This is a genomic window from Streptomyces sp. Act143 (assembly GCF_003143935.1).
Taxonomy (GTDB): Bacteria; Actinomycetota; Actinomycetes; order Streptomycetales; family Streptomycetaceae; genus Streptomyces.
The window spans coordinates 124,442-141,621 of the sequence record NZ_QFRX01000001.1 but is presented as its reverse complement, the minus strand read 5'-3'; the positions used below and the strand labels follow the sequence as shown (position 1 = coordinate 141,621).

General features: G+C 70.3%; 16 protein-coding genes and 1 pseudogene. 6 read left to right on the top strand and 11 right to left on the bottom strand.

The genetic code is table 11. The annotated features are described in order from the left end of the window. Window positions 1–351: 351 nt before the first annotated feature. Window positions 352–1,785, bottom strand: a complete 1,434-nt coding sequence (locus DI272_RS00645; RefSeq protein ID WP_109493186.1) for an MFS transporter — start codon at window positions 1,783–1,785, stop codon at window positions 352–354. Between the two features lie 195 nt (window positions 1,786–1,980). On the opposite strand from DI272_RS00645, the gene DI272_RS00640 reads away from it, so the two are divergent. Beyond that, window positions 1,981–2,631 carry a TetR/AcrR family transcriptional regulator gene (locus DI272_RS00640; protein WP_109493185.1) on the top strand — a complete coding sequence of 217 codons (651 nt, stop codon included), beginning with the start codon at window positions 1,981–1,983 and terminating at the stop codon, window positions 2,629–2,631. Window positions 2,632–2,732: 101 nt separating this feature from the next. Here the strand turns inward: DI272_RS00640 and DI272_RS00635 are convergent. From DI272_RS00635 to DI272_RS44085, 3 genes and pseudogenes are all read right to left on the bottom strand, one after another. Continuing rightward, window positions 2,733–3,318: pseudogene (locus DI272_RS00635) on the bottom strand (permease); the annotation flags it as partial. Continuing rightward, window positions 3,315–3,803: a pyridoxamine 5'-phosphate oxidase family protein gene (locus tag DI272_RS00630; protein WP_109493184.1), complete on the bottom strand. Its 489-nt coding sequence runs from the start codon at window positions 3,801–3,803 to the stop codon at window positions 3,315–3,317. The pseudogene DI272_RS00635 and the gene DI272_RS00630, both read right to left, overlap by 4 nt. Before the next feature lie 103 nt (window positions 3,804–3,906). Further along, window positions 3,907–4,098, bottom strand: coding sequence for a hypothetical protein (locus DI272_RS44085; RefSeq protein ID WP_146238294.1), 192 nt, complete (start codon window positions 4,096–4,098; stop codon window positions 3,907–3,909). A gap of 194 nt (window positions 4,099–4,292) precedes the next feature. On the opposite strand from DI272_RS44085, the gene DI272_RS00625 reads away from it, so the two are divergent. After that, window positions 4,293–5,573, top strand: a complete 1,281-nt coding sequence (locus DI272_RS00625; RefSeq protein ID WP_109493183.1) for an LAETG motif-containing sortase-dependent surface protein — start codon at window positions 4,293–4,295, stop codon at window positions 5,571–5,573. Between the two features lie 165 nt (window positions 5,574–5,738). Here DI272_RS00625 and DI272_RS00620 read toward each other — a convergent pair whose 3' ends face one another. Both DI272_RS00620 and DI272_RS00615 read right to left on the bottom strand, forming a co-directional pair. Further along, window positions 5,739–6,266, bottom strand: coding sequence for a hypothetical protein (locus DI272_RS00620; protein WP_258314403.1), 528 nt, complete (start codon window positions 6,264–6,266; stop codon window positions 5,739–5,741). A 1-nt stretch (window position 6,267) separates the two neighbouring features. After that, entirely contained in the window at window positions 6,268–6,729 is a 462-nt protein-coding gene (locus DI272_RS00615) for an ATP-binding protein (protein ID WP_258314402.1), read from the bottom strand. A gap of 193 nt (window positions 6,730–6,922) precedes the next feature. Here DI272_RS00615 and DI272_RS00610 point away from each other — a divergent pair, with 193 nt between their 5' ends. Both DI272_RS00610 and DI272_RS00605 read left to right on the top strand, forming a co-directional pair. After that, window positions 6,923–7,153, top strand: coding sequence for a DUF397 domain-containing protein (locus DI272_RS00610; RefSeq protein ID WP_109493182.1), 231 nt, complete (start codon window positions 6,923–6,925; stop codon window positions 7,151–7,153). A 133-nt stretch (window positions 7,154–7,286) separates the two neighbouring features. Continuing rightward, entirely contained in the window at window positions 7,287–8,207 is a 921-nt protein-coding gene (locus DI272_RS00605) for a helix-turn-helix transcriptional regulator (RefSeq protein ID WP_109493181.1), read from the top strand. Window positions 8,208–8,222: 15 nt separating this feature from the next. Here the strand turns inward: DI272_RS00605 and DI272_RS00600 are convergent, their stop codons facing one another. Next, window positions 8,223–9,041: an SAM-dependent methyltransferase gene (locus DI272_RS00600; protein WP_109493180.1), complete on the bottom strand. Its 819-nt coding sequence runs from the start codon at window positions 9,039–9,041 to the stop codon at window positions 8,223–8,225. 209 nt (window positions 9,042–9,250) lie between these two features. Further along, a complete protein-coding gene (locus tag DI272_RS00595) occupies window positions 9,251–10,243 on the bottom strand; it encodes a GlxA family transcriptional regulator (protein WP_109493179.1) in 993 nt (330 codons plus the stop codon). Window positions 10,244–10,339: 96 nt separating this feature from the next. Here DI272_RS00595 and DI272_RS00590 point away from each other — a divergent pair, with 96 nt between their 5' ends. Beyond that, on the top strand, window positions 10,340–10,936 hold the full coding sequence (locus DI272_RS00590) for an isochorismatase family protein (protein ID WP_109493178.1): 597 nt from the start codon (window positions 10,340–10,342) through the stop codon (window positions 10,934–10,936). A 58-nt stretch (window positions 10,937–10,994) separates the two neighbouring features. Here DI272_RS00590 and DI272_RS00585 read toward each other — a convergent pair whose 3' ends face one another. The 3 genes from DI272_RS00585 to DI272_RS00575 form a co-directional block, all read right to left on the bottom strand. Beyond that, window positions 10,995–12,332, bottom strand: a complete 1,338-nt coding sequence (locus tag DI272_RS00585) for an enolase C-terminal domain-like protein (protein WP_109493177.1) — start codon at window positions 12,330–12,332, stop codon at window positions 10,995–10,997. 35 nt (window positions 12,333–12,367) lie between these two features. After that, complete coding sequence (locus DI272_RS00580) at window positions 12,368–13,708, bottom strand: gluconate:H+ symporter (protein WP_109493176.1); 1,341 nt, start codon at window positions 13,706–13,708, stop codon at window positions 12,368–12,370. 168 nt (window positions 13,709–13,876) lie between these two features. Then, the gene (locus tag DI272_RS00575; protein WP_109493175.1) at window positions 13,877–14,824 is read right to left on the bottom strand and encodes a 5-dehydro-4-deoxyglucarate dehydratase; all 948 of its coding nucleotides are present in this window, start codon (window positions 14,822–14,824) and stop codon (window positions 13,877–13,879) included. A gap of 536 nt (window positions 14,825–15,360) precedes the next feature. Here DI272_RS00575 and DI272_RS00570 point away from each other — a divergent pair. After that, window positions 15,361–17,130, top strand: a complete 1,770-nt coding sequence (locus tag DI272_RS00570) for a tannase/feruloyl esterase family alpha/beta hydrolase (protein ID WP_109493174.1) — start codon at window positions 15,361–15,363, stop codon at window positions 17,128–17,130. The last annotated feature ends 50 nt before the right edge of the window (window positions 17,131–17,180 follow it).

The window sequence follows — 17,180 nt, the reverse complement described above, 5'->3', positions numbered from 1 at the left end:
CGCTCACTGTGCTTCACGCGTCCGGAACCGATCCGAACGAAAGGTGCTTCGGACACACGCTGCCCACCCACGCGCTCGACCTCGAGGGGGACGGCCACTTGCAGACCGGACACCTGCCCGGTCGACACAGTTAGCGCAGGGAGATGAAACGCTGGAGCAGCGCTTCCCGTGTCCGTTTGGCAATGACCGGCACCGAGCACCCGGGACTGTGGGCGGGCGTCGTTCAGGTCGGGCAGCGCGTCGCGTGCGAGTGCAAAGAGCTCACCTCGACGCCTGTGGTAACTCCGTGTTCTCGGGCCCCGCAGGCATGGGCTGTATACCCCTTAGGGGTATCGCGCCAGGTGTTTCCCGTCAGTGCACGTGCGGCCCTCCGGTCAGCTGCGGCCTGCCGCGCGGTACGAGCCCCAGGGACACCGCGGCGCTCGCGGCCGCCGCGACCGTGCAGGCGGTGAAGGCGTCCCTGAAGCCGCCGGCCGAGCCGGAGTCGATGCCGGAGGCGGCGATCGTGGAGACGACCGCCACGCCGATCGAACCGCCCACTTCGTGGAAGGTGTTGACGACTCCGGAGGCGAGACCCGCCTCGTGACGGTCGACCATGCCGAGCGCGGTGGTGGTGGCGGTGACGAAGACCGCGCCCAGACCGAGACAGGCGACGACGAAGCCGGGCAGCAGGCCCGTGTATGCGCTGCCGGCGGCGGACACCCGGGTCAGTGGCACGGACCCGGCGGCGGCGATCACCATGCCGGTCACGGCGACCGCGCGGCTGCCGACCCGCCCGACGAGCCGGGAGCCGAGATGCGCCCCGACGCCGGTGGCCACCGCCACCGGCAGGAACAGCAGACCGGTCTTCAGCGGGCTGAAGCCCCGGACGTGCTGGAGATGGACCGACCCGAGGAAGAAGTACGCGATCAGCAGCCCGGTGGCGACCAGCATCAGGAACGCCCCCGCGAGAACCGGGCGGCGAGTGAACATCCGCAGGTCCATCAACGGGGCCCGGCTCGCCCGTTCGGCCACGCCGAAGCCGGCGTACAGCACCACCGCGGCAGCCAGCGGCACCAGCGTGGCCGTGCCGCCCCAGCCCGCGTCACCCGTCTTCACCAGGCCGTATATCAATGAGCCGGTGCCGGCGGTGACCAGGAGCGCGCCGGGTACGTCGAGCCGGACCGGCTGCGGCGCACGGGCGGGCACGAGTGCCGGCAGAACCGCGAGGACGGCCAGGCCGATGGGCACGTTGATGTAGAAGACCCACTGCCAGCCAGGTCCGTCGGTCAGTGCGCCGCCGATGAGGACACCGGCCGCCGCGCCGGAGCCGCCGACGGCGGCCCACACGCCCAGCGCCTTGTTGCGTTCGGCGCCGTGGAAGGTGGTGGTGACGATGGAGAGTGCCGCGGGGGAGAGCAGGGCGGCTCCGACACCCTGGGCGATCCGTCCGCCCAGCAGCATGGCCGCGCTGTCGGCGAGCCCGGTGACCAGGGACGCGGCGGTGAACAGTGCGAGCCCGGCGAGCAGCGTGCGGCGGGCGCCCAAAGCGTCCGCGAGGCGGCCACCGAGCAGCATCAGACCACCGAAACACAAGGTGTACGCGGTGACCGTCCAGGTCAGCGCCGCCCGGTCGAGGTGGAGGTCGGAGGCCATGTCGGGCAGCGCGACGTTCACGACGGTGACGTCGAGGATGAGCATGAACTGGGCGACGCAGATGACGGTCAGAGCCGCCCAGCGGCGTGGATCGACGGGCGGGTGGTGCCGGTCCGGCGCGTGGCCGGCGCTCGGTGCGGGTCGAGTCATGAGGCGTCCTTGTCGTCTGGGCGTCGTCCGGGCGCGGACTGTGGGAGCGGTATGAGAGGGGGCGAGGAGAGATGCGGAGGTGACGCCGGGTGCGCCGACGCCGACCACGGCTACCGCCCCGATCTTTGCTGAACTGTACGGCACAGTTCATATGAACTCAACTGTACAGTTCAGCCAATTGCTAGGATCGGGCCCATGAGCGTGGACAGCGTCAAGCAGCGCCCCAGCGGCCCCCGGGCCGAACTCAAGAGGCAGGCCATCGTCCGGGCGGCCCGTGAGCTCTTCCTGCGGGACGGCTTCGGTGTCGGCATGGACACCATCGCCGCCCGAGCGGGCGTGTCCAAGGTGACCGTCTACAACCACTTCGGCAGCAAAGAGGCGCTGTTCAGCGCGGTCATCAGCAGCGCCCTGGACGAGTCCCTCGGCGACGCCTCCTCGGCCGCGCTGGAAGGACTGGCCGCGGCCGAGGACCTCCGGACGGCCCTCGTCGATGCCGCCCGCGCCTGGGTGCACGCCGTCAGGACGGACAAGGACGTCATCGCCCTGCGCAACCTCGTCGCCGCCGAGCAGCACCGCTTCCCCGAACTCGGGCGGGGCTGGCAGGAGCACGGCCCGGAGAGCCATCACCCCGTCGTCGCCGGCGCCCTGCGCGAACTCGCCGAGCAGGGACGGCTGGTCATCCCCGACCTGGAGGCGGCGATCATCCAGCTCTACGCCCTGCTGGTCTTCCCCCACATGGTCTTCGGTACCTACGGCACCCGGATCGAGGACGACCTCACGGACCGCCTCGTCGTCAGCGGAGTGGAGATGTTCCTAGGGCACTACAGCCCGGGACAGGGCCGATGACCACCGCCCCGGGCGCGGATCGCCGGCCCCGGTGGCCCGCAAGCGCCACGCGGCCTCGATCAGTGTTCGCGCGCGTGGGTGGCCTCGTCGGGCCCGTGCCGCAGCAGAAAGACGATGTTGAGCCAGGTCGTGTAGGTCCAGGTGATCCCTTCCTCCGGGATCGTGGCGTCGGCCTGGTCGGGCATCAGCCCCAGACCGCCGAAGACGAACGTCGCGATCGCGCCCGCGATCAGCAGGCCGACCACCAGGTCCCGCAGGATCGCCGCCCACTCCATGACGAAGATGTGCGCCACGGACGTGAAGCCGTCCCGTGAGAACAGCCTGCGCGCGAAACTGCCCTCGCCCCCCCACGGACATGTCCATCGCCGCGTGGCCTTCCATGGAGCCGGTCACCCCGCGCTCGGCCTGTTCACGGGCCTGACGCAGCAGCCGCTCGCGGAGGAAGAGCCGGAACAGCGCGGCGAGTACGACGATCATGATCGGCCCGCCGGCGAACTCGGCCGCCCTGAACTGCCAGCCCATCAACAGCGCCATGACGATGCCCAGTTCGATGACCAGGTTGGCCGAGGCGATCTCGAAGACCTCGCCGAGGAGGCGTACGACCGTGGAGCGGCGGCGGCCCACCGCCCGCACGACGGCGGACAGAACGAAGCCCAGGATCAGCGCCCAGGTGACCTCCCAGGTCATCGACCCGCCCGTTGCCGGATCAGCTCTTCGACCGCGCTCGGCAGGGTGGTCTCGAAGTCGATCAGCTTTGCCCAGGTCGGGGTGACCACGATGCGGACCATGCCGTCGTAGAGCGAGCGGACCTCGGCCTCCCACTCGACGCGCTGCTCGGGCGTCATCTCGTACGAGCCGTTGATCTGCAGGTATTCGTCCGGGATGCCGTCGACGACCTCCAGCTCGGCGCGGCCGCGGATGAGCAGGATCTTGGGCGGGTGCACCTCGGTGTCGATCGTCAGGGCGACCATCGGGTTGGCGCGCAGCGCCGGCAGCTTCGGGGCGTTCTTCGAGGTGCACATGACGATCTCGGAACCGTTCCAGGTGAACGCGATCGGAACGTTCCTGGGTGTGCCGTCCTTGGCCACGTACGCCAGCCGGACCACGTCGCGCGCCAGCAGCTCCTGGCTGTTCGGCAACCGGAGAATCTCGGTGATCTCGTCCGCTCGCATGGCTGTCCTCCAGGTTCGGTTGCGGCTTCCACCCAGGGACGGAGCGATCGGCGCGTTCTCGACATCCGGCGGTCGGCGAGTTCGGAGATCTTTGCCGTGTCCGTCACGGCCGCCCTGAACGGCGGCCCCCCTCGGGGTCGGGGAAGTTGACGCGGGCGGCCCCCGGTGTCCGGACCGCGGCACAGCCTCCGGCGCACGGCATGAAGCCGATGCGGGCGTCGAAGTGGAAGAGGCCCGGTGTCGAGGACCGCTTCGTCGCGCCGACGACCACGTCCCGCAGGCTTCGCGCATTCACGTACGTCGATTCCGACGGGACGGCGCACCGTGTGGGGTCACCGTCGGCGACGTGCGACGGGTACGTGTTCTCGACGGATCTCCCAGCGGCGTCGGCCGTGCAACCCTCGGGGGCCCGCAGGAGTCTAGGGAGCGGCGGACTGTCTGCTTCCAGGACACCGTCGGTTCACCTGCGTCCCGACAGAGGATCTCCCCATGCCCGTATCCCCACGCAACCGTCGCGCCCGTCGTGCCGGTGCCGCCGCCTTCGGGGCGGCCGGCCTGATCGCGCTGGCCACGGCCCCCGCCGCCTTCGGCGACGAAACCGCTCCCGAACTGGTCGTCGGCGGCGTCACCCCGGTCGACGGGCTGAAACCGGGCGATGGCTTCGACGTGCCGGTCACCGTGGCCAACAAGGGCACCGGGGCGACCGAGCAGGTGTGGGTGTCCTACTCCGTCAGCCGGGGACTCGAGTTGGCCGAGGTCCCCTCCAACTGCCTCGTCCAGCACGTCCGGCCGTACGACGAGATGCCCGAGAGATGGACGGCATCGTGCGCGTTCGACCAGGCGGTGGAGCCGGGCGCCGTTTATACCCCCGAGACGCTGCTGCACGTCAAGGCACTGGACCGCGCGCTCAACGAGGAACTCCGGGTGCGTGTCGGGGACGTTGCTCCCGGCTTTGAGGACAACGGCACCGATCCGGTGGCCGGAACCGCACCGGCGGTGAAACTGGTCGAGGCGCAGGCCGGTGCCGAGGGCTCCCGCGAGGTCGTGACGGTTCCTGTCACCGTCGTCAACACCGCCGACTACCAGGTGACGGGTGCCGCGCTGAAGGGCGGCATCGGCGACACGGTGACGATGAACGCGACGTTCACCAACGCCGGGCCCGCCTGGGTGTGGCCCAGGGAAGGCGACCCGGCCGTGCACGTGGTCATCACGCTTCCCGCCGGCACGTCGGTCGTCAAGCGCGGCCAGTTCTGCCGGGCCGAGGAGCAGACGTACGTCTGCGGCATGCGCTCGCTCAATGAGGGCAGCCAGGAGACCTACACTTTCAAGCTGAAGATCGACAAGCGGGTGGCTGACGCCAAGGGTTCGGTGGCGCTGAGCACCGAAAAGCGCCCGTTCGATCCTGACAAGAGCAACGACAAGGCCGACATCACGCTGGACGTCACGGGCGGGGGACCGGGCGGCTCCACGGGTGGTGCGACGGGCGGCTCGGGAAGCTCCGGTGGCTCGGGCAGTTCCGGCGGCTCGGGCAGTTCCGGCGGCTCGGGCGGCGGGTCGTCGTCGAACAGCGGCGGCACGACGACCGGCGGCAACGCGACGACGACCGGAGGGTCGGCGACCGGAGGCGGCGGGTCGACGACCGGGGGCAATCTGGCGGACACGGGTTCCTCCTCGGCACTTCCCCTCGCGGGCACGGCCGCGGCGGCGGTGGCCGTGGGTGCCGGCACGTTCCTCATCGTGCGCCGCCGTCGGACCCAGAGCACGAACTGACGGGCGGCGGAAGTCGCCCCATTCATCCAGGGTTTGTGTTCCGAACCCGCCTGCCGTCCCGAGGCCGCTGTCATGGCCTCGGGACCCGGTACGCAAAGACCGCCGTCTCCTAGGGGGCGGCGGTCGTCGCTCCGGGGCGTGCGCGGCGTCCGGCCCTTATGGTTCTCAGTCGGCCAGCGTGGAGGCGAGGGCCTTGGTCGCGTCCACGAGTTCGTGGTCGCGCTCGGCCAGGAGCCGTGGGATCACACCGCGCTGGGCGCGCACGGCGCGGCGGGCCGCTGACTCCCACTCGATGTGATCACCGTGCAGTCGGCGGAGCTTCGGGTAGGCGGCCGCCGTGGTCTCCCACTGCCGGGCGTCGGCTATGTTCCGCAGCAGGCCCAGGATCTCTGCACGGCACGGCGTCTCCGGGCGCTGGGCCAGGTCCCACAGGAAGGGGACCGTGACGGCCGTTGCCTGTCCGACGACGAAGCCGTGGCGGCAGATCCGGTGCCGCAGGCGGTCCAGCGCGTTGTGCGCGGCGGCCTCGTCCCCCGAGGCGATCGCCGCGAGCAGGAAGGGAATGGCGGCCGCGGACCCTGACGAGTCCTCGATCTCGCCCCAGGACACGAGACCGACATCGCGGAGTGTCGTGGCCTGCTGGGGCTCCTGGACGGTTGCCGCACCGCTTCGGAGCTCGGTCAGCGACCGCATGTCAGGTGCCTCCCGTGGGCAGCATGGCCCACACGGTCTTGTACGGGGGCGCGTGGCGTGTCCAGCCCCAGTGCTGCGAGAGGGCCTCCACGATCATCAGACCGCGGCCGTGTTCGCTGAACATGTCCGGCGCGTGCGCCGCGCGCGGGAATCCTTCGCCCTGGTCGGTCACGGCGCACACCAAGTGGGCCGCGCGGCGCGTGAGCCGCAGCCAAACGTCGGAGTCGGCGCCGTCGGGCGAGCCGTTCTTCCGACCGTGCAGCACGGCGTTGGCGGTGAGTTCGGAGACGACGGTGAGGGCGTCGTCCCGGCACCCGTCCCACTCCCATTCGCTCAGCATGCGTTCGGTGAACTCGCGGGCGAGGGCGCACCCCTCACTGCTGCCGGGCAGGCGCAGGGTGGTGCTTCTGCGGGTGGGGGCGGAAGCGGCGGCGAGCGGTGCGGCCCGGTGTGCGGGGAGCACTGTCGAACCAAACCAGGGTGCTGGGTGCGCGGGCTGCGACACGGCATCTCCTGTGGGTGACGTCTGGACGTCAGGACTGGGCGCCAGCACGGACGTTGGCGACGGAGTTATTATCCACCTCGAAAGCCCGTCCGTGCAATTTCACGAGAAATTGCGCGTGCGGATCGAGCCAGCCATGTGCGAGGAGGCTGCTGTGCCGTCAGTTCCGAACGGGGTGCAAGCGAGTTCACTGGGCGTCCGCTGGACCAAGAGCCGGCACAGCAACGCCGAGGGCAACTGCGTCGAGGTCGCGCCTCTGGCCGGGGGAGGCGTGGCGATACGCAACTCCCGTGATCCGCACGGTCCGGCGCTGGTCTACACGTCCGCAGAGGTCGCCGCGTTCCTCGCCGGTGTGAAGGACGGGGAGTTCGACGGCCTGGTGTGAAAGGCGGTGAGCGGAATCACCTGTTGTGAAAGGTGAGGCGCGCCGCCCGTGCCCGGCTCGGATCAGGACGTGTGCGCCGGGTTCAACGGGTGCGATAATGAAGGCTGTTGCCTTCTGTCCACCAGGAGTCAGGATGCCCGCCGAGTCACCGCGTGTCTCCCGTCTCGAGCCGTACCTGCACCGCACCGAGCCGGCGCCGACCTTGCTGAAGATGCTGGTCGGCGTACAGCTGGCGGGCCTGCGCGAAGACGCCGGCCTGGCACAGGAGCAGGCGGCGCGGGCCGTGGGGTTCAGCCCGGCGAAGCTGTCCCGCATCGAGGCGGGCAAGGGCCGCCGGCCACCCACCGAGGTCGACGTCCGCGCACTACTGGATTTCTACGGTACGGATGAGTACGAGGCGTCCGTCCTGCTGCAGTTGCTGATGCGTGCCGGTGAGCCCGGCTGGTGGCAGCGCTTCGACAAGCGCTTGATGCCGGAGTGGTTCGACCGGCTCGTGGGTCTGCAGGAAGCGGCCGATTCCATCCGTACGTTCGAGATCCAGTACGTCCCCGGACTGCTGCAGACGCCGGCGTACACGCGCGCCGTCGTGGAGCGTGGCCTGCCCGCGGCCCCGAGCCGCGAGGTCAACCGCCGCGTGGAACTGCGCATGAAGAGGGCGGAGTTGCTGAAGCGGCCGGACGCGCCGCAGCTGTGGGCGGTCGTCGACGAGTCGGTGCTGTTGCGGGTCCTGGGCAGCCGCGACATCATGCGCGAACAGCTGGAGCATCTGATCACGATGGCCGAGCAGCAGCACGTCGTCGTGCAGGTGGTGCCCCTGGACGTGACCAACGCGTCCGCACCGGCCATACCCGTCACATACCTGCGCTTCGGCGGCCTCGATCTGCCGGACATCGTCTATCTGGAGCACATCAGGAGCGCCACGTTCCTGGAGGACCGCGACGAGACCGAGCAGTACCGCGTGGCGCTGGACCAGCTGGCCGACGACGCGCTCAGCCCCCGTGACTCGCTCGACCTGCTGCGCGAGACCGTCGAACTGCGTTACGGGGGCCGCTGAGCGGGTGCCGCTTCCTCAGAGGAGGAGGCCGGCCCCGCCGAACTCGACCCATTCGTGGGTCTGCTGACGCGGCGCCACTTCGCTGTCCGGCCGCCAGGTGGACACCTCCACCAGGCCGGGTTCGAGGATCTCCAGTCCTTCGAACCAGTGCGCGACGTCCTTCTCCTCGCGCACCCGGCCCCAGTGCCCCTGCGTGGCCTTGTCCATGAAGTCGGTGACGAAGTCCCGCACCTCGGGGTCCCCGCTGACCAGTTGGCACATCACCAGGCAGCTGCCGGGCACCAGCCGCTCGGTCACCCGCTTCACCACCGCGAGCGGACCGTCCGTCTCGCTGTCCGGAATGCAGTGGAACACCGAGTTGAAGAGCACGCCCACCGGCTGCGAGAAGTCGATCAGCCGCTGGGTGTCGGGGTGGGAGAAGATCACGTCGGTGTCGCGCAGGTCGGCCTGGATCACGGCCGTACGGTCGTTCTGGTCCAGCAGTGCGCGGCCGTGCACCAGGACCATCGGATCGTTGTCCACGTACACGACGCGCGAGGTCGGCTCGATGCGCTGGGCCACCTGGTGCACGTTGTTCTGCGTGGGCAGACCGGACCCGTGGTCCAGGAACTGGCGGATGCCGTACTCCTGCGCCAGCGTCGCCACCACCCGCTGGAGGAAACGCCGGTTGTTCAGCGCGAGTGCCCGGGTGCTGGGCACCACCTTGTCCAGCTCCTCGCAGGCGGCACGGTCGGCCGCGTAGTTGTCCTTGCCGCCCAGATAGTGGTCGTACATGCGCGCGGCGGTCGGAACCGTGGCGTCGATCTTGGTGGACAACCGCTTCCCGGACTCCATCGTCTCCCCAGTCGCGTACGGCACCGAGCTGACCGGTGCACCAGGCAATACATCCTAGAGACAAGGCACTTGACGCAGCCACCGTATGGACGAAGTCCTGGCCAGCTTGTGGTGCAGACGGGGGCGTTCTGCCACGCGCACGCCGTCGGGGGCTCCGCCACCGAGCCGGGCCGTGTGAGCACCACAGTGGCCGGCCCTGCCGGAGGTGCCTACACCAGGTGCCGGAACCGGCTCCGGTACTCCGTCGGCGTGGTGTCGAGCCGGCGGCGGAACGCCCGGATCAAGGTGTCGAGGGTGCCGAAACCGCATGCGGACGCCACCCGCTCCAAGGTGTCGTCCGTGGTTTCGAGCCGGTTGCGGGCCGCTTCGACGCGCGCGGACTCGACGTACGCGGCGGGGGTCGTGCCGAGCTCGGTCTTGAAGATCCTGGTGAGCTGCCTCTCGCTGACGTGTGCGTACTCGGCCAGGTCGGTGAGGGTGAGGGGACCGGCCAGATGGCGGCTGATGTGATGCCGTAGGTCCGCCATGCGCCGCGTGGTGGAGACGGGCTCGATGGGGACGCTGAACTGGCTCTGTCCGCCGGGCCGTTTGAGATACATGACCAGCTGCCGGGCCACCCGCAGCGCCGTCGCCTCACCGAAGTCCTCGGCGACCAGGGCGAGCGAGAGATCGAGGCAGGCGGTGATGCCCGCCCCCGTCCACACGTCGCCGTCGCGGATGAAGATGGGGTCGGCGTCGACCTCGACGTGCGGATGATCGGCGGCGAGCTGGTGCGCGGTCGACCAGTGGGTGGTGGCGCGCCTGCCGTCCAGCAGGCCCGCGGCGGCGAGGAGATGGGCGCCCACGCAGACGGATGCGACGCGCCGGGCCCGGCCGGCGAGTTCCTTCACCCGGTCGACGACGGCGGGGTCGGCCAGTGCGTGCACCCGCCGTTCGCTGTCGATCTCGACCGAGCCGGGCACCATCAGGGTGTCGATCCTGCGCCGGGCCACCTCGCGGAACGTGCTGTCGGGCAGCACCCGCACCCCGGCCGCGGTGGTCACCGGGTCCATGGTCTCGGCCGCCAGGACGACGCGATATCCCGGCTCGTCGTCGGTCTCGCGGCGCAGCAGGGCGAACACCTCCGGGGGGCCGGTGACGTCGAGCAGGTCGACCCCGTCGAAGAGAACGACGACGATGAGCCGTTCGCCGACGTCACTCATGCAGATCCGCCTCCGCTCGGTGCCCGGCGCCTTGATGTCCGTATCTGCAAGTTACATGACATTGTCGCCATGGTGTGCGGCTCCTAGCGTGGAGGCATGACCACGCATACGACGACTCTTCGCGACCTCAACGGCTTCGACCAGACCCCCGCCTCGCTGGCCGATGCCACGCTGATCATGATCGACTACCAGAACACCTACACCCGCGGCGTGATGGAACTGACGGGATGGGAGCCCGCCCTGGACGCCGCCGCCGACCTCCTCGCCCGCGCCCGCGGCGCCGGCGCGAAGGTCATCCATGTGGTCAACGACGGCGGCGAGGGCACGCCGTACGACATCCGGGCCGAGATCGGACGGATCCACCCCCGGGTCGCCCCGGCCGACGGTGAGACGGTCGTGGTCAAACACGTGCCCGACGCGTTCGTCGGCACCGACCTCGGTGACCAGGTCGACGCCGCCGGCCGCAAGGACGTGGTCATCGCCGGGTTCATGACCCACATGTGCGTGGCCTTCACCGCCCAGGGGGCGTTCCTGCGCGGCAACCGGCCCACCGTCGTCGCCGACGCCTCCGCGACCCGCCCGCTGCGGACCGCCGTGGCCGAGGTCGGCGCCGAACAGCTCCACCGCAGCGCGCTCGCCACGATCGAGGACCTCTACGGGGTGGTCGTACCGTCGGCGTCGAAGCTGGGCTGAGACGCCGCGCCGACCTGGCCGGCGGGCGGCCGGGCCGGACGGGCCGCCCGTACCTGCGTCAGCGCACCAGACAGGGACGCTTGTTGTCGAAGGTCCAGTCGGGGACGAGGTAGCGCATGCCGATCGCGTCGTCGCGGGCGCCGAGGGCCTTCTCACGGTAGAGCTCGTGCGCGGCGAGGAGGCGCTCCCGGTCGAGCCGGACCCCGAGGCCGGGCGCCCGGGGGACGGCGATCTCACCGTCGACGATGCGGGGCGGGGAGACCGTGAGGCGTTCCAGCCCCTCCTGCCAGATCCAGTGTGTGTCGAGGGCGTTGTACTCGCCGGGCGCCGCGGCGCCGCAGTGGGTGACCATGGCGAGGCTGATGTCGAAGTGGTTGTTGGAGTGACAACCCCAGGTCAGGCCCATCGCGTTGCACAACTGGGCGACCCGCACGGAGCCCTGCATGGTCCAGAAGTGCGGGTCGGCGAGCGGGATGGAGACGGACTGAAGGGCCAGGGCATGCGTCAGTTGGCGCCAGTCGGTGGCGACCATGTTGGTGGCGGTGGGCAGTCCGGTGGCCCGGCGGAACTCCGCGAGGATCTCCCGGCCCGAGTAGCCGTCCTCGGCGCCGCACGGGTCCTCGGCGTAGGCGAGGGTGCCCACCAGGGGACGGCACAACTCGACCGCTTCGCGCAGGGACCAGGCGCCGTTGGGGTCCAGGGTGATCCGCGCGTCGGGGAAGCGGTCCTTCAGCCGCCGGATCGCCTTGACCTCCTCCGCGCCCTCCAGCACCCCGCCCTTCAGCTTGAAGTCCCGGAAGCCGTAGTGCTCGTAGGCCGCCTCGGCCTGGCGGACGATCGCGTCGGGGGTGAGCGCCTCCTCGTGCCGGATGCGGTGCCACGCCACGTCGGCGCCGGGCTCACGGACGTACTCCAGGTCCGTGCGGTCGGGGTCGCCGACGTAGAAGAGGTAGCCGAGGACCCGTACGGACGCGCGCTGCTGCCCGTCGCCGAGCAGGGCCGCGACGGGGACGTCGAGGTGCTGTCCGAGCAGGTCGAGGAGGGCGGACTCGACGGCGGTGACGGCGTGGACGGTCGTGCGGAGATCGAAGGTCTGCAGGCCGCGGCCGCCGGAGTCGCGGTCGCCGAACCGGTCCCCGATCTCGCGCAGGATTCGCTTGTAGTCGCCCACGCGCGCGCCGACGACCAGGGACTCGGCGTCCCGCAGCGTCCGCGTGATCTTCGCGCCGCCCGGTACCTCGCCCAGGCCCGTGCGGCCCTCGGAGTCGGTCAGGACGACCACGTTGCGGGTGAAGTAGGGGCCGTGTGCCCCGGAGAGGTTCAGTTCCATCGAGTCCCGGCCTGCGACGGGATAGACCTCGAAGGCGGTGACGGTGGGCTGGTTTCCGCTGGTCATCGGAGGTTCCTTGGGATTGTCGGAGAGGAGTCGGGTCAGATGCCGAAGGCGTCCAGGGCGCGTTCGACGGCGAGCACGCCGCCCAGGCCGAGGACCGCCAGCACGGTCGTGTAGGTCGTACGGGCCTTGATCGCGTCGAGGACCGACAGGTTGAAGTACTCCTTGAACATCCAGAAGCCCGGGTCGTTGACGTGGCTGAAGGCGATGGAGCCGCAGGAGACGGCCAGCACCATCAGCTCGGGGTGGACGCCGCTGCCCGCGACGAGCGGGGCCACCACACCGGCGGCCGTGACGACGGCGACCGTCGCGGAACCGAGGGCGATGCGCAGGATCGCGGCGATCAGCCAGGCCAGGATGATCGGCGAGATGTCCCAGCCCTCGGTGAAGTCCTTGATGTAGTCGGCGATCCCGCCCTCGACGAGGACCCCCTTGTAGGCGCCGCCGGCACCGATGACCAGCAGGATCATCGCCATCGACTTGGCCGCGGAGACACAGGAGGCGCTGACCTCGTCCAGGCTGCGGCCGATGCGCGGGCCGAACGCCCAGATGGCCAGGCACAGCGTCAGCAACAGGGCGACCGGGGCGGAGCCGATGAAGTCGACGGCGTGCAGGACCGGGTTCTTGTCGTCGGACACCGCCATGTCGGCCACGGCGGCCCCCGCGATCAGCACGATCGGGACCAGGGCGACGAACAGCGACCAGCCCATGCCCGGCATCTCGTCCTCCTCGAACACCCGCTCCGTGACGAGCCCTTGGGGGATCGAGGGGTTCATCCGCCGGACGAACGGCAGCCGCGGCCACACCAGCGCGATGCCCGCGCCGATGGGGACGGCGAAGAAGAGACCGTAGAGCAGGGTGTGGCCCACGGAGGCGTCGAAGGTGGCGGCGACGGCGGTGGGGCCGGGGTGGGGCGGCAGGAAGCTGTGCATCGTGGACAGGGCGATCGACATCGGAAGGCCCACCCACAGCAGGTTCTTGCGGGTGACCCGGACGATGGTGAAGGCGACCGGCACGATGATGACGAAGGCGACCTCGTAGAACATCGTCACGCCGATCAGCATGGCGGTGATGACCATGGCGATCTGGACGTGGCGCGGGCCGAAGGCGTTGATCAGCCGGCCGGCTATGCGCTGGGCGGCGCCCGAGTCGCCCATGACGCGGCCGAGCATGGCGCCGAGTCCGACGACGAGGAGGGTGTCGCCGATCTGGTCGCCGACGCCCTCGCCGAGGACGTCAGCGATCTCCGCGGCCGGGATGCCCTGGACGAGCGCGACGCCGACGGCCACGAGCAGGAGGGCGATGAGGCCGTTGAACTTCAGTCTGGTCATGAGGAACAGCAGGACCAGCACGCTGATTCCGACGACGACGAGAGGCATGGAGCAGTTCCCCTTTGAACTGTGCTTCGCACGGTGCGCAGATGACGACCGCCACCCGTCCGGGGAGCGGCGGCCGTCTGTCGTGGTGAGGTGAGGTGGCGCGGCACGGCCGGGCAGGGTGCCCGACCGGTGGATGGTTCGGCGAACGGCGAGACGCCGTCGGGTGGTTCAGCGAGCGGCTGCGGCCAGGGCCAGGCCGGTCGCCAGGAGCTCCTCCAGCTCGGCGAGGTCCTGCGGGCCGGGGTCGGTCAGCGGGGCGCGGACCGGGCCGACGGGCCTGCCGCGCAGCCGGGCGGCGGCCTTGACGAGCGAGACCGCGTAGCCCGGCACCCGGTCCCGCAGTTCGACCAGGGGGACGTAGAAGTCGCGCAACAGGCCGTCCACGGTGCTGTCGTCGCCGATTCGCAGGGCGGTGAAGAACGCGTCGGCGATCTCGGGGGCGAAGGCGTGGACCGCGGAGGAGTACGCGGGGACGCCGACCGTGGCGTAGGCGCGGGCCTGGATCTCCGCGGTGGCGGCACCGTTGAAGAAGAGCAGATGGTCGGGGGCGGCGAGGGTGAGGCGCTGGAGCTGGTCCAGGTCGCTGTGGCCGTCCTTGAGGCCGATGACCGTGGGCAGTTCGGCGATGCGGCGCAGGCTCTCGACGCTGAAGGCGACATGGTCGCGCTGGTAGACGATGAGCGGGAGGCCGGTGCCCGCGGCGATCCGGCGCACCTGCTCGACCAGGCCCTCCTGCGGGGCCTTGACGAGGTAGTGGGGGAGCACCAGCGCGGCGTCGGCGCCGGCGTCCTCGGCGATGCGGGCGAAGCGCAGGGCCTGGGCCCAGCCGTAACCGATGCCGGCGACGACGGGGACGTGGCCGTCGGCCACCTCCACGGCCGCGGTGACGACCCGGCGGTACTCCTCCTCGTCCAGCGCGCTGAACTCGCCCGTGCCGCAGGCGGGGAAGACCGCGCCGGGTTCGGTGGCCAACTGGTCGGCCAGATAGGCGCGGTAGGCGTCCAGGTCGAGGCTGCCGTCGTCGGTGAAGCTGGTCAGCGGGAAGGACAGCACACCGCGTGCCATGCCGTCCCGCAGCCGTCGAGCGGCGTCCTGAGCCACCCTGTTCAATGTCATGAACCCACTCCATACATATGGACGTCATCTACATATGAGGATGGAGGTTAGGGTGATGACCGCGCTTGGTCAATGGCCGGAACCCATTCGGTACGGCGGACGGCCAGAGGATGTCCGGGTACGTCCACGGCCGAAGGCCATCAGTTGCGGCCGACGGCTGAAGGTCATCGGGTGCATCCGCTCTGGGCCGCACGCCCACCTCGTGCACGGCCTGCGATGAGGCCCGCTACTTCCACGAACTGCTCGCCCTGGTCGAAGTGGCGGGGTCCGGGGGTGGTCCTGGTGTCGGAGGTCGCGGCGCAGTCGCGCCACCCCGAGGTCGTCTCCAAACCGCTGGGCCCCCGCGCCGTTCCCCGTGGAACTGGAGCTGGTGTGATCCCTGCTCCCCGCCGGGCACGCGGCGTCCGACCGCTGCTTTGCGCCGACCCCGCTTATTGTTGTCGAAATTGTTGACGATATCTGCGCCGTGAGTCAGGCTACCCGCTCGGTGGGCGCCCTCGTCCGAGCCGGGCGCCCCGCACCGAAAGGGGTAACTCATGCGTTGGTCCCTCGTCCGAGGCCGCACGAGACCGGCGGTGGCGGCCTGCGCGGCCGTGGCGGCGCTGGCCGCGACCTTCCTGGTGCCCTCGGCGAGCGCGAGCGGCGCGGTGGCCACCCGCCCCGTCGCCGCCACCGCCCAAGGCCTCGCCGCTCTCCCCGCCGTCCAGCCGGTGACGGACTGCGCGGACGTCACCTCCCTCGACCTCGACGGCGTCACGGACGCCCCGGTCACGATCACCTCCGCGACGGTCGTGACGACCGGGACGGCCGCCCCGTACTGCGAGGTCCGCGGCACCATCGCCCCGGCGAACACCCTCGTCATGCGGCTGCCGGTCGACGGCTGGACCCAGCGCTACGTGCAGACCGGCTGCGGCGGCCTGTGCGGCAGCGCGAACATCAACTACGGCCAGGCGTCGGGCTGTCCGGTCGTCGAGGACGGCACCGTCGCGAGCGCCACCACCGACATGGGGCACCAGGGGCTGAACGACGGCTCGTGGGCACTGGACAATCCGCAGGCGCAGATCGACTTCGCCTATCGGGGTGTGCACGTCACCTCCCAGGTGGCCAAGGCGGTCATCGGCAGGTTCTACGGTCAACGGCCCGCCTTCTCCTACTTCACCGGCTGCTCGGACGGCGGCCGTGAGGCTCTGATGGAGGCCCAGCGCTACCCGGACGACTTCGACGGCATCGCCGCCGGCGCGCCCGCCAACAACATGGTCGTCCAGAACACCTTCCACCACGCCTGGAACGTCCTCACCAACAAGGACGCGGACGGCAACTACATCCTTCTCGCGGACAAGCTGCCCCTCATCCACCGGGCCGTGCTGGACGAGTGCGACGCGCTCGACGGTGTGGCGGACGGCATTCTCGACGACCCGCGCACCTGCCGTTTCGACCCGAGGACGCTCGTGTGCGCGGACGCGTCGACGTGCCTGACGGAGGCTCAGGCGGGCGTCGTCCAGCGGCTGCACGACGGCGCGACCGACGCGCAGGGCCACAAGCTGGAGCTCGCGACAGCGCATGAATGGGGCTCGGAGCTGGAGTGGACGCTGTTCGTGCCGGCCAGGCAGGGGCAGACCGTCGCCAGCGAGAACTTCGTGACGTCCTTCACCCGCTACCTCGCCCACACCAACGCGGCGAACCCCGACTTCCAGCTCTCCGACCTGAAGTTCACCCTGGAGAACTTCTGGAAGACGGTCCAGTCCTCCAGTTACCTCGCCGCCCTCGACCCCGACCTCAGCGCCTTCGAGAAGAGCGGTGGCAAGCTGCTGCTCTGGCACGGCTGGAACGACCAGCACATCTCACCGCAGGGGACGCTGGCCTACTACGACGCCCTGAAGAAGACGGTCGGCGCCCGGCAGGCCGACAGCTTCGCCAAGCTCTACATGTTCCCGGGCGTCGCGCACTGCGGTGGCGGCAACGGTCCGAACACCTTCGACGTCCTGACCCCGGTGATGGCGTGGGCGGAGACCGCGACGGAGCCCGGCAGGATCATCGCGTCCAACGTCACCGACGGCACGGTGACCCGCACGCGGCCGGTCTACCCGTACCCCGCGGTCGCCCGCTACGACGGCACGGGCAGCGTCGACGACGCGTCCGAATTCGTTGCCCGCACCCCGCGCACCAGCCCCGCCCCGAACGCCTACGACTGGGTCGGCAAGCGCCTGTTCTCCTCCGACTACCAGACCTGGTGCAGGGCGGTGGACGGCAAGCTGGTCTGCCGCCCGACCCGCACCTGGCTGACCGCACGGGCCGACGCGGCGTAGCGGACCCCGCCGCCACGGGCCGCCCCGGCCCGTGGCGGAGCCGGCCCCTG

Bases quoted from the DNA above. Each gene is read 5' to 3' on its own strand.
- DI272_RS00580 (WP_109493176.1), bottom strand. From the start codon at position 13,708: ATGCCTCTCGTCGTCGTCGGAATCAGCGTGCTGGTCCTGCTGTTCCTC.
- DI272_RS00640 (WP_109493185.1), top strand. From the start codon at position 1,981: ATGAGCGTGGACAGCGTCAAGCAGCGCCCCAGCGGCCCCCGGGCCGAA.
- DI272_RS00605 (WP_109493181.1), top strand. From the start codon at position 7,287: ATGCCCGCCGAGTCACCGCGTGTCTCCCGTCTCGAGCCGTACCTGCAC.
- DI272_RS00630 (WP_109493184.1), bottom strand. From the start codon at position 3,803: ATGCGAGCGGACGAGATCACCGAGATTCTCCGGTTGCCGAACAGCCAG.
- DI272_RS00600 (WP_109493180.1), bottom strand. From the start codon at position 9,041: ATGGAGTCCGGGAAGCGGTTGTCCACCAAGATCGACGCCACGGTTCCG.
- DI272_RS00590 (WP_109493178.1), top strand. From the start codon at position 10,340: ATGACCACGCATACGACGACTCTTCGCGACCTCAACGGCTTCGACCAG.
- DI272_RS00620 (WP_258314403.1), bottom strand. From the start codon at position 6,266: ATGCGGTCGCTGACCGAGCTCCGAAGCGGTGCGGCAACCGTCCAGGAG.
- DI272_RS00575 (WP_109493175.1), bottom strand. From the start codon at position 14,824: ATGACATTGAACAGGGTGGCTCAGGACGCCGCTCGACGGCTGCGGGAC.
- DI272_RS00595 (WP_109493179.1), bottom strand. From the start codon at position 10,243: ATGAGTGACGTCGGCGAACGGCTCATCGTCGTCGTTCTCTTCGACGGG.
- DI272_RS00625 (WP_109493183.1), top strand. From the start codon at position 4,293: ATGCCCGTATCCCCACGCAACCGTCGCGCCCGTCGTGCCGGTGCCGCC.
- DI272_RS00645 (WP_109493186.1), bottom strand. From the start codon at position 1,785: ATGACTCGACCCGCACCGAGCGCCGGCCACGCGCCGGACCGGCACCAC.
- DI272_RS00585 (WP_109493177.1), bottom strand. From the start codon at position 12,332: ATGACCAGCGGAAACCAGCCCACCGTCACCGCCTTCGAGGTCTATCCC.
- DI272_RS00570 (WP_109493174.1), top strand. From the start codon at position 15,361: ATGCGTTGGTCCCTCGTCCGAGGCCGCACGAGACCGGCGGTGGCGGCC.